Here is a 15,917-nt window from a genome sequence, read left to right as displayed (position 1 = left end):
CACAACAACTGAAATTAAATTTCATTTAAATATTCAAAATGAAAGATTCCGCCATGATTGAACAGCTGGACAAGGTAGATATTGCAATCTCGGATCGACTGCAGCGCAACGGCAGGCTGTCGAATGTCAAACTGGCGGAGCAACTTTCCCTCAGCGAAGCCTCTTGCTGGCGAAAGCAGAAACGCCTTGAAGAAGACGGAGTGATCGAGGGCTATCAAGCAATCCTGAACCGCAAGAAACTGGGGCTTGGGGTGATGGCATTCGTGCAGATTTCCTGCACGGACCATAGCGAGGAAGCTACAGCCAGGTTTGAAAAGATCATTGAATCGGCACCGCAAGTGCTCAGTTGCCACAACACAACCGGCGAAGCGGACTTTCTACTTCAAGTCGTTGCAAAAGACCTGGACAGCTACAGCCGGTTTGTTGAAAAAGTCCTGAGAAAACTTCCAGGCGTATCGAGCATTCGCTCGAACCTTTCACTGCGCGAGATGAAGACCACCAATCGACTGCCGGTGACTGAGTTGTTGAGTATTTAGAGGCCTGACCCAACTGGAATGCGAGGCGGCAAGCCGCCTCACACAACCTGTGCTCTAGACCTTTTCGATCCAGCCTGCGGGCGCTTCGATATCGCCGTTCTGGATACCCGTCAGTTCGTTGTACAAACGCTGGGTAAGAGGGCCGGCTTCATGTTCGCTATGGAACACATGCAGCCGATCCTTGTAGTGGATACCGCCAATCGGTGTGATAACCGCCGCTGTTCCACAAGCGCCTGCTTCCTTGTAGTCGCCCAGGTTATCGATGTAGACATCCTCTTCCACCGCATTAAGCCCCAAGCGGCTCTGGGCCAGCTCGATCAACGATGCGCGGGTGATGCCAGGCAGTACCGAAGGTGAACGAGGCGTCACAAAGGTATTGTCGTAAGTGATGGCAAAGAAGTTGGCCGAACCGACTTCCTCGATCTTTTTATGGGTCAGCGGATCGAGATAGATGCAGTCGGCAAAACTGGCTGCCCGCGCTTCTGTGCCGGGCAACAGGCTGGCGGCATAGTTGCCTCCCACCTTGGCGGCGCCAGTGCCATTGGGGGCTGCGCGGTCATAGTCCGAGATGACGAAGTTGCTGGGCTGCAATACGCCCTTGAACAGCGCACCGACCGGAATACAGAACACGCAGAAGATGAATTCCGGCGCGCTACGCACACCGATATTGTCACCGACGCCGATCACGAAAGGTCGCAGATACAACGAACTGCCTGTCCCGTAAGGAGGCAGAAACTTTTCGTTGGCTTTGATCACCTGCTTGCACGCATCGATGAACTGCTCAGTCGATACCGTCGGCATCAGCAGACGCGAGCAACTGCGTTGCATGCGCGCAGCATTCTGATCGGGGCGAAACAGGTTGATGGAGCCGTCCTTGCAACGGTAGGCCTTCATCCCCTCGAAACACTGCTGGCCATAATGCAGCGCAGTCGAGCCTTCGCTGATATGCAGGTGGTTGTCTTCGGTCAGATAACCTTCCTGCCACTCACCATCACGCCAGTGCGAAATGTAGCGAAAGTCGGTTTTTCTGTAGCTGAAACCCAGGTTATTCCAATCCAGTTGCGGATGTTCCATGTCACGATTCCTGATGACTGTTACGCGCGGTGTTTATTGGTTCCAGATGATGCTCAGTGCGTCATCGAGCCATTGGTGATAAGCATTGGCTGCTTCGTCCGAGGCATGCACCGAGAAGATGAAGCCCGGATACCCGCCAAATGCCGGAGGCGGTGGCGACACATGCCCCGCCTCGAAGAAGGTCACGACTCGTGCGGTTTCAGGATGCTGCTCGACCTTGTCCAGCCCCGAGAAGCCACTGAAACGGCCATCGCCGCGCAAAGGAATGATGTAGTTCGCAGCCACTCGGGCAGCAGGAAGTACATCGGGCAACGCTGGAGTCGGCAAGCCAAGGGCAGCAGTCATGCACAACTTTGCGAACGAGACGCCAGTGCTCTGCTCCACCACAAAATGCGACACACCCGAGCCACCGATACGGGCACCGATTTCAATCACATACGGTTGCAGCCCGGCATCCAGGCGAAGCTCCACGTGCGCTGCGCCCATGGTAATGCCCAAGGCCTTCACGCCTTCACGCGCCGCCTCACACAAGGCCACGATCAACGGATCATCGATATCCCGGCGCTGACGATAGATTGTTTCTTCAAACCAGGGACCTTCGGGCTGTCCCTTGTCGCCGACTGCCAGGACATGCACGCCTTCGATATCGACAAAGCACTCCACCACGAACTCTTTACCGGGCAGATACTGCTCGACCACCAGGCCCACAGCCTTGTCCTGATCGTAGAAACGCGCCAGGTCATTGCTCTGAACATTCCATACGGCCTTGATAAGACCGGGGAGTTCTTCTGCGGTCCTGGCCAGCATCACACCGGTGCTCGACCAGCCGGAAAGCGGCTTGATCACCAGAGGCAGGCCCAGAGCATGGACTTGCGAAAGGTCTTCAGGATTGTCGATGTAACGGAACCCCGGTGATCTCAAGCCAGCATCGGCGAACGCCTGACGCATCAGGTACTTGTTGCGTGCCAGCGCCGCGACTTCAGGCTCGATGCCAGGAGTGCCGATTTTTTTCGCCGCCAGAGCCGTCCAGATGATCGCCTCTTCGCGAAGGGTCATGACCCCGCCGATCCCGCGCTCCTCGACTCCGGCCGCAAAGGCCTCCAGAGCCACCTGCGGCTCATCGAAAACCGGCAGTTGCCAGGTCGACGTGACCGCTGGCAACCGGGCTGGTGCGCTCTCGGTCGTGTCGTAAATCAGTACCAGCTCAATACCCGCCGCTTGTGCAGCTTCAAATACAAACGACAACTTGGCACTGCGATGGCAAACCAACGCCAGCTTTTTCATTTCATTTCCTCACTAACCGGGAATCGTGGGAGCGGCGCTTCAATTGCCATCCCGAGACACCCGATGCATCGACAAATAACAGGGTGATCCCGACGACAGCCGCAATCATCGCAATGACTTTCACTGCACCCAACGACGCGCCGGAGCCGATCAACCACTCACCCGCGACCACTGCGAAAGGAGCAAGCAGGCCTATGGCGTTGGCGTACAGCACGCCGCCTTCGGCCAGAACCTTCTGGTACAGCACATACACCGGAGCCGAACACGCAGCCCCCAGAATCAGCACCTTGAGAACATCCTCAAGGCTCAGCCGCAACAAGGGCGCCGGATCAAGAATGAACAGCGGCGCGAAGGTTGCGGCAGAGATCAAGGTGACCCAGGCCAGCGAGGTGAGCAGAGGTAAATCCTTGAGATAACGCTTGGACAGCAGGCCATAGACGGCATAGGAAAACGCCGCCACCAACGCCAGGGCGATACCTGCCGCACTGACCGCGCCGCCTTCATTGCCGCTTGCATTGAACGCCAGTGCAGCCGCACTGACGATCAACACGCCACTGAGCTTCAACCATGAAAAACCCAGACTGCGAGACAGGAAACCCAGCAGATAGGTAATGCCCGGAATGGTCGCAAGGACCATGGTCAGATCGCTGGCCTTCAGTGTTTTCAAGGCGCCGAAGCTACAGGCGAAATACAGGGAGAAACCCAGGACCGACAGTATGAAAAACCCTGGCATCCTTGATCGCAACGGGATAGAGGCCAGTGCCGCCCGCTCACGAAATGCCACGATCAGCCACAGGGCAGCCGTCGTCGCCCACAGCCGGAGCCCGACGGCATGCATTACCGGAATGCTGCCAATCAGGTTCTTGGACAACAGCCAACTGACCGAAAACAGCGCCAGAATGGCAAAGGTGAATAGCAGCAGCCGCCCTTTCAAGGCACTCAACGAGGCAACTCCTCAAGCACCCGGCGCGCATAGTGCGAAGTCGGGAAATTGAAGCGTGCCTGTGGACTCTGCGGAGCGCCCAAGTGCTTGTGGACATAATCTCTGGCGCCAGCCAGATAGGCTTCGTCGTCCAGACGCTCCAAGGCTTCGATATCGGCAATCACCGTCGATATCTGCTCGCCAAGACGCTCGGCATCGAACTTGAGACGACCGGACTCATCCTCGACCAACGCCTTGGCATTCATCAGGATCTCGAACAGTAGAATCCCTGTCCCGGCATCGAACGTCATGTGCTGCTCCGAGCCTTTCGGGTAACGGAACATACGCTCCAGCAGAATGAACTCGGCGATCTCCTGCCAGAAGTCAGGGCGATGCTGCTGCACCAGGCGCACCGTAATCAGGTCGCACTTGGTTTCTTCCAGAAGGCCGGTAAACCAGTTCAGCTTGATATACAGATTCCTGTCCAATGGACGCGGCCCGGTATGGTGCGCGTAGTCGTGGTAATAACCCCACAGACAACGGGCGTCATACGTGTCCGCCTCGGACATCTGGCGGCTGCTCAATTGACCGAACAGAAACTGGCTGTCGCGCCCAAACAAGCGGTCCGCTTCAACGACCGTCTGATCGTTGTAGATATGGAAAAACTTGCTGAAGAAGAACAAGGCAAACGCCTGTTTATCGACCTTGCTTTGCGCCGCTACCGACTCGGGGAACAACACAATGCAGTTGCCTTGCAGAAAGCCCTTCGACGCCGCCCCCAGCTTGATGCATTGAAACGGCGCGATGTATTGCTCCGTGTACTGCGCGGCATCGGCAAGGTAAGGGGTTTCGCTTCGATAACCGGTGACCAGCTCCAGCCGGAAGCCTTCAGGGTCCGGCCCGTTGGTCGCCCGCATCGGCGCCAGAAAGAACAAGGCTTCACCGGGCAAAGGCGTCTTGAAACTGGCCAGTGTCTTGTCGAACAAGGGCCGCTGATGCAACCCGCTCTGCACCCAGCGCCCCAGATCCTCAAGAGTCGCCGCCAGCAGCGCAGGAGACAGCCCGTCGATAACACTTGCCTGACGATCCAGCTCGGCGGTCAGCTCATTGATCCGGGCATAGTCCGCCGGGCCTGGGTCCTTGATACTCCCGTCCAGTTCCTGGCGGGCACGGATCTCATCGACAAGGCTGACGATTGCAGCGAACGGATCAGCCTTGTGCATGGTCGGCTCGCTTCAGCGAATGAACCAGAAATGCCATCGGCACCTGGCCGAAATCCTGAACGACGTTCAACTCATGACGATCAGCAGCCACCACCGTCGTGACACAGGCATCGGCCTTGCCCGTGCTACAGAGCACTGCGGCATCGGCATTGCTGTTGGCAAAAACCTTGTCGTACTGGCTGGCCACCAGGGATTGCGGGGCAGGATGGGTCGCTACACTCTTGATCTGATCGGGCGATGTACGGCTGGCCAGAACCATGGAATGGGTCGGCATGATAAAGCTGTCGCACAACTCCATATCACCCAGGCGGGTAAAGATAAGGGTATGCAAATCGGGATAAGCCGCGCAGCTCAGCAGGTAACCGTCCTGCTTTTCCGCCAGCTCGTCAAAGGCTTGCTCAAGGGTTTCATGCAGAACGATACGCGGCGCTGTAACGCCTGATGCCTTGCTATCGCCGCGAGAATCAAGCCACCACTGAGCGGCTGTTGCACAGTTGGTACCTTCGGGGCCAAGCGTATAGATAGTCGGACTACTAGCAGTAGGCATGCTATGACTTCCTTGTAAGCGTCCGCCAGACAGCGAACTAAAATCCATTTATGCAACCCATCCGGGACTGCTGTTCGGCAGGCAACTTACTGTAGGATTTTTCCTAACGCAACGTGTAATACAAAAATAACGCCAGCGACTCCCCGCGCTTGTAGAGGCTGTCGACGAGCGCAGGCAGGGACAGGTCGCGCCAGGCTCTGTACGAAATATTTTCGGGCGAAGGTGCCTGTTTAACGCAGCATCACCGGGCGCAGCTCACCTTTAACGTAGATGAGACGACAGTAGCGATTAAGCATTTTCTATGCATCCGTACTGACTGCACTTCCTCCCCCCCGCCGCAGTGGGGTTGAAGGCCGTATTGCAACTGAAGCCGCTCTAGACTGCCTTCCACATCAAAGCAGCGAGTAGCGAGGTCATGCTCAAAGCGCTTGAGAACGAGCTGCAAAAGCCCTATCCGCGTGATCACTTCTCAGGCTGTATCCCCGCTCACTAGGAGCTTCAGGGGCGATCTGTCAACGATTCATGTTACGGAAGGAGGTCTTTGCGAAAACTGTCAATCACTTCTTGTTAAGTGACTCCACCCATAGATCTAACTTATGGAATAGCTTCGGATACCTTCCCTTCAAATCCTTCTTAACCTCGGCATACGTACTGCGCCAGAAGTTGGCCAAGTCCTGCGTCACCTGCACCGGGCGTGGGCCGAGGACAGGAGGTCCTGACATCTCAAAGGACGCTGCTCGTGATCGGAGAGGTAGGCTATTTCAGCACAGCAGGCGGGGCTGCGCTGAACTTGATCGGAGAATCCCCTAAAAATCTTCAAAAAGTTTGATTATAGTGCAGGTCGCTACAAGTTTTTCGCAGATCATAGCGCTTTTTCCACGTAAATCAACCAATCCGCACTATAAAGCCAAAAGCTGATCTGCAAATCTTTCCGTTTGAGGTCGATCTCCGCTTAACCCCATAATAATGGTTTCTACGAACCACAAGTATTCTATAAGCATTTCTCTGCCGGCCTTACTCTCAACAAGCTTACATAAACCAGAAATATATGCATCATACTCACCCATCTCATCCGAATAGGCTGCAATACCGATAGGATCCCATTGTTTATGAACGGCCTCCCGCACATAGCCATACAATGTGGACTTCATGCCAGCCCTCATCTTACCTACCTCCAAGCATTATGGTAATTACAGCTCCACCTTTAAAAGCAACTACTAAATTAGCCTTGCTAGAATTATCATCATAAACCGTGCATTTGATTTATTTCTTGGCGCACTAGTACCATTTTTATAGTCCTCGCAACTACCGACGGAGTATAGCCACGCTCTTGCGCTCCATAAAATTGCGTGACCACTGTAATTCTACCCTCAACAATACCTGGCGAATTTCGCGAACCAGAAATGCTCAAAAATCCAGAAAAAAAATATTAACTTTAATTAGAAAAATTTGCCCCCCCTTTGAAACCATATACTCACATTCCAACGTAAGCGAGCCACCACCCACACATTCTAATCTTGATTCTGAGGTATTATGTTGGGCTCCAGAATAACTTCCGGAGCCTTTGCCATGATGCGCCCTTCATTCTTAATTCCTAGGAGTTCAGCTGGCTGCTCAACATTTTAAAAATAACTAAAAGACAACGTTGACTGCAGGTAAAAAACATCTGAAATTGTCTCTTTTGACAGATAACCATCCTGAATATCATCCGACAACATGACCGGCAAATCCAAATTAAATTCCGTAAACTCAGGCTTAACCTCACCCTGAATCTTTAGAACATGATCCAGACCACCAATATGTGAAATTAACTCTGGAATCATTTCGCACATATCAAAACCCTCCGAAAACTCCAGAGAAAAAACCACATAAGAACGTGCTAATAACGCCCTGGCACCAGGCTTCACATGCTCGCCCTTGTTACCAAACCGAGATGATTTTAGGCCCACCAGTTCAATGACCTGAACGGCGGGCATATCAAAACCACGAAAAGTCAAAGACACCATTTTTTTTCTTTTAGTCAACGAATTCATAAAACCTCCTTCCCCGACCCTCTCCTACCGTCCCAAATCCACTTTCGGCCTGTGGTCTTATCATTATAAATATTAACTTTTGAATCACCTCGACCTTTCTTTGCATCATGAGCATCATCATAGCCAGCCTCTTGAGCCACATCATTGGCTTCTTTATTTCCTTTGATCTTATCTAGATTATTTTCATCTGGCTGATCCTCATAGGAATTATTAAACATTTTCTCAAGAGCAAAAACACCTAGTCCGGCCCCTATCGCACCACCTAAAACTCCGCCAACGATAGTGCCAGGACCTGGGCATACTAAAGTACCCCATGTTGCTCCAATTTCAGCACCTGGAAGAGCAAGAGCAACAGTACCCTTGGGATCAAAATACCTAAGTGGATTGCCGAGAGCATAACTGTAAGTATTGAGTCCTCCACCAAGCCCAATCGGATCGCTCTGGATGTACCGTCCAGTCTCGGAATCATAATCGCGGAAATAGTTGTAGGTCAGGCGGGTCTGCGCATCATAGACCTGCCCAGGAAACCGGAGCGCTACGATCGTCGCCTTGCCATCACCGTCAACATCTTCTTCAGGCGCACCCACGCCATAAGCATCGCTGTTCCAGCGCCACAGCAACGCTTGTGTGCTATCAGTTGCCAATCTTGGTGTATTCAGATGGTCAGAATGCAGGTAGACCAGCTTGCTGTTGCTAATCTCTCCTAGCGACGAAAAATTGACCGTCAGTTGGGCAAGGGGCATGTCATCCAGCCAGAACCAGTATTGGCCGCTGGTTTTCAGGCCGTTAGCATCGTAAAACGTCTGGCCAATGAGCTTGCCGCTCAGGTCATACAAATACGCTGTAGTGCCTACAAGCGCCTGGCTACCCATTTCGTAAGTACGCTTGGTAATGCGTTGCCCCAAGGCGTTGTATTTGTACTCGGCGACTTGGTAAATACTGGCTTGATGAACCTGGCTCAGCCGCCCCTGGCTGTCATAGGTATAGCGTCGCCCGTTGAGTTGAGTGTGATTACCGATCAGATCCGTTGCTAATGTCGAACCATTGAGGCTGACCAGTCGATTGCTGTCGTCGGCGTAAGCCAGGGACTGGGTTTCACTGCTATCGCTGCTGTTCAGGTTGCTGGTAATGCGCTGAGTCCGGTTACCGGTGGCGTCGAAGCTATAACCTTTCCTGGTGGTGTTGGTCTGCTCCTGAGTCAAACGTCCCAACGCATCATATTCGTACTGCACCGCCCCCCAGAGGCTATTGGTCGTAGCACTGATATTGCTGTCAGCGTCATAGCGATAAGTCGTTTGCCAGTTACCGACTTGTTGCTGTGTCAGTAGATAGTCCTGATCGTATGTTTTCGACAGCAGGATGCCGTTGCCCCAGGTCAGGGACTTCAGCGGGCCAAAAGGCAGATACGCGATACTACTGGCCAGAGTGACTGTTCTACCACCGAGTGTTAGTTTGATACCGGTCACTTGGGCTGCGCTGTTGCGGGTGTACGTTAAAGCTATATTCGACGGGTATCCGATCTGAACAAGATTATTGGCTGCATCATAGCCATAACTTATATTTTCGTAATAATCCCCAGCATTGACACCTACCGAACGGTGTTGGTTGGTCAGATTGCCTTTGGCATCATATGTGTACGTCAATACGCCTGCGCTGTCTTGAATACCGGTACGGCGGCCGATACCGTAATTACCATTCGCCGTCTGATCATAGAGAAATTTGATATCAAGAGCAGGAGTAGCAGGATAGCTTTTACTGACCAAGCGGTTCAGCGCGTCATACTTATAGTCGGTTACAACGCCACGGGCATCGGTACTGCGAATAAGGTTATTGGCTTCATCATAAGCGAAAGTACTGGTACCGGAATCTGCACTTATGCTGCTGGTCTGATTGCCTTGGCTGTCATAAGTGTATCGTGTCGTTACGCCACGCGGATCGACAACTTGTGTGACCTTATCATCAGGGTTGTAACTCAAGGCAGTAACGCCCTGCAGGGGATCAACAATCTTACTGAGACGATTCAGGGCATCGAAAGCCTGCTGCGTTTTGTGATCGCGCGCAGTGGTAGAGCCAGCCTGATTGTCATTCAGGTCGTAATCATAACGCCGGGTCTGGTTATCAGCACCCACCGCCTTGATCAAGCGTCCCAACTCGTCGAACACTCGCCGCTGGAGGTGAACAATTGCTCCATTGCTGTCTTTTATAGTGTCCGAAGTGCGGTTACCCATCGAGTCAAGCGTGTAGTCAATGCTTTCACCGAGCAGGTTCGTCACCCCAATAAGGCGTCGCGCGTCGTCATAGCGGTACTTTATCCAATTACCATCAGCCATGGTGATTTGCAGAATATCGCCGACTTCATTATAGCTATACTGCGTGGTCGATGAGTCAACTGTTCGGCTGGCAAGCCATCCTTGCGGGGTATAACCAAGTGTTGTGGCTACTCCATTAGGATCGGTGACAATCTGTGGATTGCCATAACTGTCGAAATTACCAAGGGTATAAACATGGCCAAGCGCATTGGTGACAGTCGTAAGATTGCCTTGAGCATCATATGCATACAAAGTAATGTCACTGACATCCGTTCGGGCACCGTCGACACTTGCGACCTGACCCAAAGATGTATAAGTGTGATTGATAGTGCTGGCATGAGCAGAACATGCAAGCCATGCGCAGGCGAGGCCTGCGATCAGCTGACGCGAAGAAAAAGCAAACATGCTAAGGTCCTTCAGATAATAACTACTCATCGGGAAGTAATCTGCCGAGTGAGTTCCCGTCCTTGATTGTCGTAGCTATATGCAGTAATACGATTGGGTTCAATAACTTTAACTGGTAATGATCGATCAGGGTCCCACTCAGTTGACGTAGTTCGAGCCACAGCAGTCCCAGCTGCTTCAGTACGACTAGCCTCCAGGCCACGAGCATTGTAGGAGTAGGTTGTAATCAGTCCCTTGGCATCAGTTTTGGTCAATATCTGGCCTTGGGAATTATAGGTGTAGGTCGAGTTACTTGCCGGACAATTTGGCGTTGGTTCACCTTCGATTGCGATGATTCTCTTAACACCATCAATCTGCTTATAACGGTACACCGTAGTTTTGCCTAGCTCATTGGTTACCGAGCTGGAACCATCTGCATTGTAAAAAATCTGGGTCAGCCCTGCTCCACCGCTGTGCTGACTACTAATGGCTCTGCCTCTTTCATCATAGGACCATGTAGCAAAGCGAACACCGCGCTCATCGGTAATCCCCGTCAGCAATCCAGCGTTGCGCGTATCTTCATAATGATAGCTTCGGGTTGAAACCACCCCATTTACATTTTTTGAAAGACTGGTTAAGCGCTGAGCTTGATATAGATACTGTATCTTCGTCCCGCCAGATTCAAGCGTTTTTATCTGACCGAGAATATCTTCAGAAAATTTTACTGACTGGCCTGCTTCATTAGTGACGGTGACATTATATTTATCACGCGAAACGTTGTGCACTAAACCTTGCTGATTGACGATCTTGGTCAGCTGCCCACCTTCAGAAAAGCTCATGATCGAGCCATCCAAGGATTTGAAAGTCCACCCTGCATCAGTAACAACCAGTGAACCCAGATCAGTAGAAGAGGAGTACTTACCATCAGCCAATTTAAACAAAGACTCTCGCCCATCCGAACGGACTAGAACCACAAAATCCGTACCAACATTCAGAGTACTTGAATAGCTATGCCTCCAAAGCCCATCCATACTATTATAATAGCGCCCGACAACTACAGGACTAGCAGCTCCAACCCTAAAATCCTCTTCATACTGAAACTTGTTACCGGTCGCGGCATTAATTGGATTACCGACTTGCATAGAGGGGCTTTTGCAGGACAACTCATCGTCCTCTGCACCTTTTTGCCCATTAAAACTGCACTGCGCTGTTGTATAATTTAAAGTAGCACCTCCTTCACAAGAAATTGTTTTTTTAAAAATAGTCCCCCAATGATTACCCCACCCTCCAACAGTCAAATAAAAGCACTCATACCCCCACGGAGTATCCCTATTAAGATGCGGCGCATATGAATTACTCCCAGCGGGCGCATACTCATAAAATAGATACTCACATCCTTGCCACGGCTTTGAAAATACAGTAATACTCCCATTCGGCCCCGAATCCCAGTAAGTAAACTCTTCCGCCTTCAAGCCCGAGCAGCTAATAGCAAAAAATAAAAACAACGCCATCCCAAAACACTTCATATACCTGTTCCATCCAGTGAACACACTATAAAAGCCTATCAAACTTTCAAAAACCACTTTAATTCACGAAGCCCTCCCCATGCTAAAGCCAATACATTCCGCTACACACTGAGCAAGAAAAACCCCAAACAACTTATTAAAAACCACAGCACCACTGCCCCTGCCAAGCTCTGCCAAAATAGTATTTATGATACGCACGCGGCAGTCAACAACCGCCGAGACAACATTAACTCTAAGTGTAAGTGAGTCATCCTCTTTAAATAATGCAGCCACTCTCCAGCTGTAAAAACTCACCGTACATTCAAAGAAATTTACCGCCTTCAATCACGTCTCGCGGATAAATCCGCTCCTACTCAGCACGGTAGTTGATATTTCCGCTAACTCTTCCTCGGCTTAACCCGCGCAGTAGCCTCCGCCACCAACGGATCATCCGGCCAGTAATGCTTCGGATACCGCCCTTTCAAATCCTTCTTCACTTCCGCATAAGTACTGCGCCAGAAGTTGGCGAGGTCTTGCGTCACTTGCACAGGGCGGCGGGCCGGGGACAGGAGGTGTAGTTTGACGATTTGCCGTCCATTGGCGATTCGCGGGGTGTCGGACAGGCCGAACAGTTCTTGCAGGCGGACGGCGAGGATCGGGGGGTATTCGCTGTAATCCAGGCGCACCGATGAGCCGGATGGCACGCTCAGGTGATGAGGGGCCTGTTCGTCCAGGCGTTGGGGCAGTGGCCATGGCAGGAGGTTGTGCAGGATCGATGAAAGATCCAGGTTGCCGAAATGGCTGAGTCGGGTGACTTTGCCCAGATATGGCAGCAGCCAGGACTCCAGGGTTTCGAGCAAGGCAGCATCGCGAACGTCCGGCCACTCGCTGGCGTCCTGTTTCTCCAGGTCCAGTTGGCGGAGCAAGGTCACACGGGCTTGCCATTGGCGAAGCTCCGGCGTCCACGGCAACAGCTCCAGCCCTTTGCGTCGAACCAATCCCAGCAAGGCCTGGCCTCGGGCGGACTCATCAAGGCCGGTCAGTGGCTCGCGGCTGAGAATAAGTTCGCCGACCTTGCGTTGACGCTCGGCGCGCAATACGCCTTCGCGTTCATCCCAGTCCAGTTGATCGAACTCGGCCACTTGTTCAGAGAGAACAGAGTCGAACAAGGCAGGATCGAATTCCGCCGCCAGATAGATCCGCTCTTCGCGCTGGCCCTGACGACTGCCAAGGTCGGCGATCACCAGCCAGGGTTGTTTCATCAGCGCATCGACTTCGGCGAACAGGGCTGCACGACCGTTGGCCAGCCTGTATTCGGCACCACCCGCACGGCGTTGCTGCGCAACCCGATCCGGGTAAGCCAGCGCCAGCAGGCAACCCAGCCAGCGTGAATGATCGGGATCGCTGACTGGCGTTGTGGCAGCGCCCCTCAAATAACCACGATATTGACGTGCCAGTTGTCTGGCCCGCTGCACACCGCCTTGAGCACCACGGGCGGCACGTTCGCTGCCTGCCAGCAAAGTCAGGCGACTGTGCAAGTCGGCTCCGGCACCGCGCAGGATATCCCGCTCGCCCAACAATGCCGCGACATCACAGGCCAGTTCACCCAACCCAAGTGCATGGCCGCGCAACAGCAGATGAGCGATTCGAGGATGCGCAGGGACTTGCGCCATCGCCTGACCATGAGTCGTCAACTTGCGCTCCTGGCCCTGCGAGTTGCTCAAGGCACCCAGCCGGACCAGCAGATCCTGGGCCTGTGCATAAGCCGCCACTGGAGGTACATCGAGCCAGACCAGTTGGCCCGGCATCACGCCCCAGCGCGCCAGTTGCAGTGCCAGCCCGGCCAGATCCGCCTGGAGGATTTCCGCCGAGCCATAGGCGGCGAGCTGGTCATGCTGGGCTTCGGACCAGAGTCGATAGCAGACGCCTGGCTCCAGACGCCCAGCCCGTCCTGCACGCTGGGTCGCGCTGGCGCGAGAGATGCGCTGTGTGTCCAGGCGTGTCATGCCGCTGCCCGGATCGAAACGCGGCACCCGCGCCAGACCGGCATCGATCACGACGCGCACGCCATCGATGGTCAGGCTGGTTTCCGCGATATTGGTCGCCAGCACAACCTTGCGCGAGCCCTTGGGCGCAGGTTCGATGGCTGCACGCTGAGCGGCAAGGTCCAATTCGCCATGCAACGGGCAGAGCAGGATATCGGCACGCTCGCCCAGGGCCTCGGCCAGTTGCTGATTGACGCGCCGGATCTCGGCTTGCCCAGGCAGAAACACCAGCAGACTGCCGGGCTCATTACCCAGAGCGTCGAGAACGGTCTGCACCACACGAGGCTCAATGAATTCGCCAGGCTGAAAGGGTCGCCCCCATTGCATGCTCACCGGGAACATACGCCCTTCGCTGCGTACCACTGGCGCATCGTCCAGCAGCGCGGACAGGCGTTCGCCTTCCAGAGTGGCCGACATCAACAGAATCTTCAGCGGCTGTTCGTCACGGAACAGGTCGCGACCGTTGAGGCTCAGGGCAAGCGCCAGATCGGCATCCAGACTGCGCTCGACCATTTCCCCATAATGTATTTTCTTGTCAATCTGAGAAACCCTTCTATTATCGGAACAAGAAAGAACTGTGGGCTGCAAATATCAATGACAGTCATCAAATACTCAAGATCACTACCCAACTACCCGCTCCAGTGGGTATCGGCGGAAGCTGAGGAGATAATCGGAGCGCAGATGGTCAATGCAGACGCTTCGGACAGCCACGCTCTGCGCCTGATCGAGTGCGTCGCCCACGTGTCAGAGACAACGCTGGGGGCGACCTGTCTGACTGATGGCTCGATTGAAAAGGTGGTTGGATTGCTCGTGGCGGCTCTTAAAGACGGCAGCCTCGTAGAGTTAGGCTCGCTGATACGCCGCAGGTACATCAGAAAATTCACATCGCTACTCGTGCCTGATCCGAGCAATGACAGCACATTCGACTCGGAGCACATCTCAGACGGGGCTGCAGAAAATTGGGGGCGGATGCTTGCAGCCTGCTCGAAAGACACCCTGCGTTACTGGGGCGGCTGGCCGTTGTTTAGCCGGAAGCGTCACACCAAGTACTTGAATATCCAGCAGGTCTGGATTTCCCATGGCAGCGCCTTCGCAGAGCAAGTCTACGGAGCCCTGCACAGCTACTACCTAAAACAGGCAAGGCCCGCCACCGCGGTTCACAACAGAGTCCTCAATCACATTGCCCTGAACCAAGACAAATGGCCGGTAGAAGCATTTCAAGACCCCGACCGGGTGAGCGAGCTTTTCACGGACGTGATGAACGACTCGTTCCTGGACATGTATGACCGTGATCGTGATACCGACGCGTACGCCCGCATCTGGAACACCAGCATGTTGTGCTTTGAACAGTCACTAATCGCCCGAGACATCTGGGCGGCCCCCTACGATGGCTTACCCAGAGCCCCGGTGAACGGAAGCGACACTCGCCATTGGCACCGCGTAGGCAAAGACGGCGGCGAGTTCATTGGCAAAACGATCACTCGTGCCCCCGTCGAGGTCACCGATGAGCACGCCATGAAAATCTTGTTCGAGGACGTCCAGTCTGACCTGAAAATCGTGTTGGACTGGGCGCAAGACAGGGCCCATAACCTAAGAGAGCGTGCTGTGCTTCGTAGGTATATCGGGACAAGATCAGACACCAATACGGTGCTGGCCGATCACAGCCCTGGATACATCTCAGAGTGCCGGACAATTGAAACCGACGGTTTCAGCAGCGACACTAATTACATCAATGCCACATATGGCAAGTTTCTGAAGGCAGAGCTGTCCTGCAACTTTGGCCTTCCCATCAGCCATAGCCTCTTCCCCTTTCAGTTACTACTTGTTAATCAGCAACCTGCAATTACACCGACATTTCTTTATGACCTGCGATTGTTCAAACCGAACGGAGACCCATATGGTTTCAGGCGTATTGACGGCGTATATTATGTTGCCGCTGACCGAAAACTGACCCAGTAGAGGCTGTTCTGCCGACTGAAAACTGACCCAGGTGTTCAACTGCTTCTGCTCACTTTTTGAGCAGGAGAACACAGGGTGATCAGCATGGAAATGTTG

General features: G+C 53.4%; 11 protein-coding genes and 2 pseudogenes. 2 read left to right on the top strand and 11 right to left on the bottom strand.

Annotated elements, in window-relative coordinates:
• Window positions 1-53: 53 nt before the first annotated feature.
• On the top strand, window positions 54-536 hold the full coding sequence (locus tag Q6A51_RS19235; protein ID WP_201006420.1) for an Lrp/AsnC family transcriptional regulator: 483 nt from the start codon (window positions 54-56) through the stop codon (window positions 534-536).
• A 54-nt stretch (window positions 537-590) separates the two neighbouring features.
• Here the strand turns inward: Q6A51_RS19235 and Q6A51_RS19230 are convergent, their stop codons facing one another.
• The 11 genes and pseudogenes from Q6A51_RS19230 to hrpB all read right to left on the bottom strand — a co-directional run.
• Window positions 591-1,610 (bottom strand): branched-chain amino acid aminotransferase, encoded by a 1,020-nt coding sequence (locus Q6A51_RS19230; protein ID WP_201018692.1) that lies wholly within the window; start codon window positions 1,608-1,610, stop codon window positions 591-593.
• 33 nt (window positions 1,611-1,643) lie between these two features.
• A complete protein-coding gene (locus Q6A51_RS19225; RefSeq protein ID WP_201018691.1) occupies window positions 1,644-2,894 on the bottom strand; it encodes an ATP-grasp domain-containing protein in 1,251 nt (416 codons plus the stop codon).
• 1 nt (window position 2,895) lies between these two features.
• Window positions 2,896-3,837 carry a DMT family transporter gene (locus tag Q6A51_RS19220; RefSeq protein ID WP_236124317.1) on the bottom strand — a complete coding sequence of 314 codons (942 nt, stop codon included), beginning with the start codon at window positions 3,835-3,837 and terminating at the stop codon, window positions 2,896-2,898.
• Window positions 3,834-5,039, bottom strand: coding sequence for a DUF6421 family protein (locus Q6A51_RS19215; protein WP_201018690.1), 1,206 nt, complete (start codon window positions 5,037-5,039; stop codon window positions 3,834-3,836). The genes Q6A51_RS19220 and Q6A51_RS19215 overlap by 4 nt, the downstream gene beginning before the upstream one ends.
• Window positions 5,026-5,586, bottom strand: a complete 561-nt coding sequence (locus tag Q6A51_RS19210; RefSeq protein WP_201018689.1) for a type 2 periplasmic-binding domain-containing protein — start codon at window positions 5,584-5,586, stop codon at window positions 5,026-5,028. The genes Q6A51_RS19215 and Q6A51_RS19210 overlap by 14 nt, the downstream gene beginning before the upstream one ends.
• 557 nt (window positions 5,587-6,143) lie before the next feature.
• A pseudogene (locus Q6A51_RS19205) lies at window positions 6,144-6,281 on the bottom strand (ATP-dependent helicase C-terminal domain-containing protein); the annotation flags it as partial.
• A gap of 204 nt (window positions 6,282-6,485) precedes the next feature.
• On the bottom strand, window positions 6,486-6,737 hold the full coding sequence (locus tag Q6A51_RS19200) for a hypothetical protein (protein WP_304575495.1): 252 nt from the start codon (window positions 6,735-6,737) through the stop codon (window positions 6,486-6,488).
• A gap of 471 nt (window positions 6,738-7,208) precedes the next feature.
• Complete coding sequence (locus Q6A51_RS19195) at window positions 7,209-7,619, bottom strand: hypothetical protein (RefSeq protein WP_304575494.1); 411 nt, start codon at window positions 7,617-7,619, stop codon at window positions 7,209-7,211.
• Window positions 7,616-10,363, bottom strand: coding sequence for an RHS repeat-associated core domain-containing protein (locus tag Q6A51_RS19190; protein ID WP_304575493.1), 2,748 nt, complete (start codon window positions 10,361-10,363; stop codon window positions 7,616-7,618). The genes Q6A51_RS19195 and Q6A51_RS19190 overlap by 4 nt, the downstream gene beginning before the upstream one ends.
• Window positions 10,360-11,823, bottom strand: coding sequence for a DUF6531 domain-containing protein (locus Q6A51_RS19185; protein ID WP_304575492.1), 1,464 nt, complete (start codon window positions 11,821-11,823; stop codon window positions 10,360-10,362). Before Q6A51_RS19185 ends, Q6A51_RS19190 begins: the two co-directional genes overlap by 4 nt.
• A 392-nt stretch (window positions 11,824-12,215) precedes the next feature.
• Window positions 12,216-14,384: pseudogene (hrpB, locus tag Q6A51_RS19180) on the bottom strand (ATP-dependent helicase HrpB); the annotation flags it as partial.
• Between the two features lie 72 nt (window positions 14,385-14,456).
• Between hrpB and Q6A51_RS19175 the strand changes: the two are divergent.
• The gene (locus tag Q6A51_RS19175; RefSeq protein ID WP_304575490.1) at window positions 14,457-15,821 is read left to right on the top strand and encodes a hypothetical protein; all 1,365 of its coding nucleotides are present in this window, start codon (window positions 14,457-14,459) and stop codon (window positions 15,819-15,821) included.
• Window positions 15,822-15,917 lie beyond the last annotated feature (96 nt).

The sequence above is a fragment of the Pseudomonas serbiensis genome (assembly GCF_030580745.1).
In the GTDB taxonomy this organism is placed as follows: Bacteria; Pseudomonadota; Gammaproteobacteria; order Pseudomonadales; family Pseudomonadaceae; genus Aquipseudomonas; species Aquipseudomonas serbiensis.
Note: the sequence above shows the minus strand (reverse complement) of the source record. Positions and strands in the feature narration are given on the sequence as shown.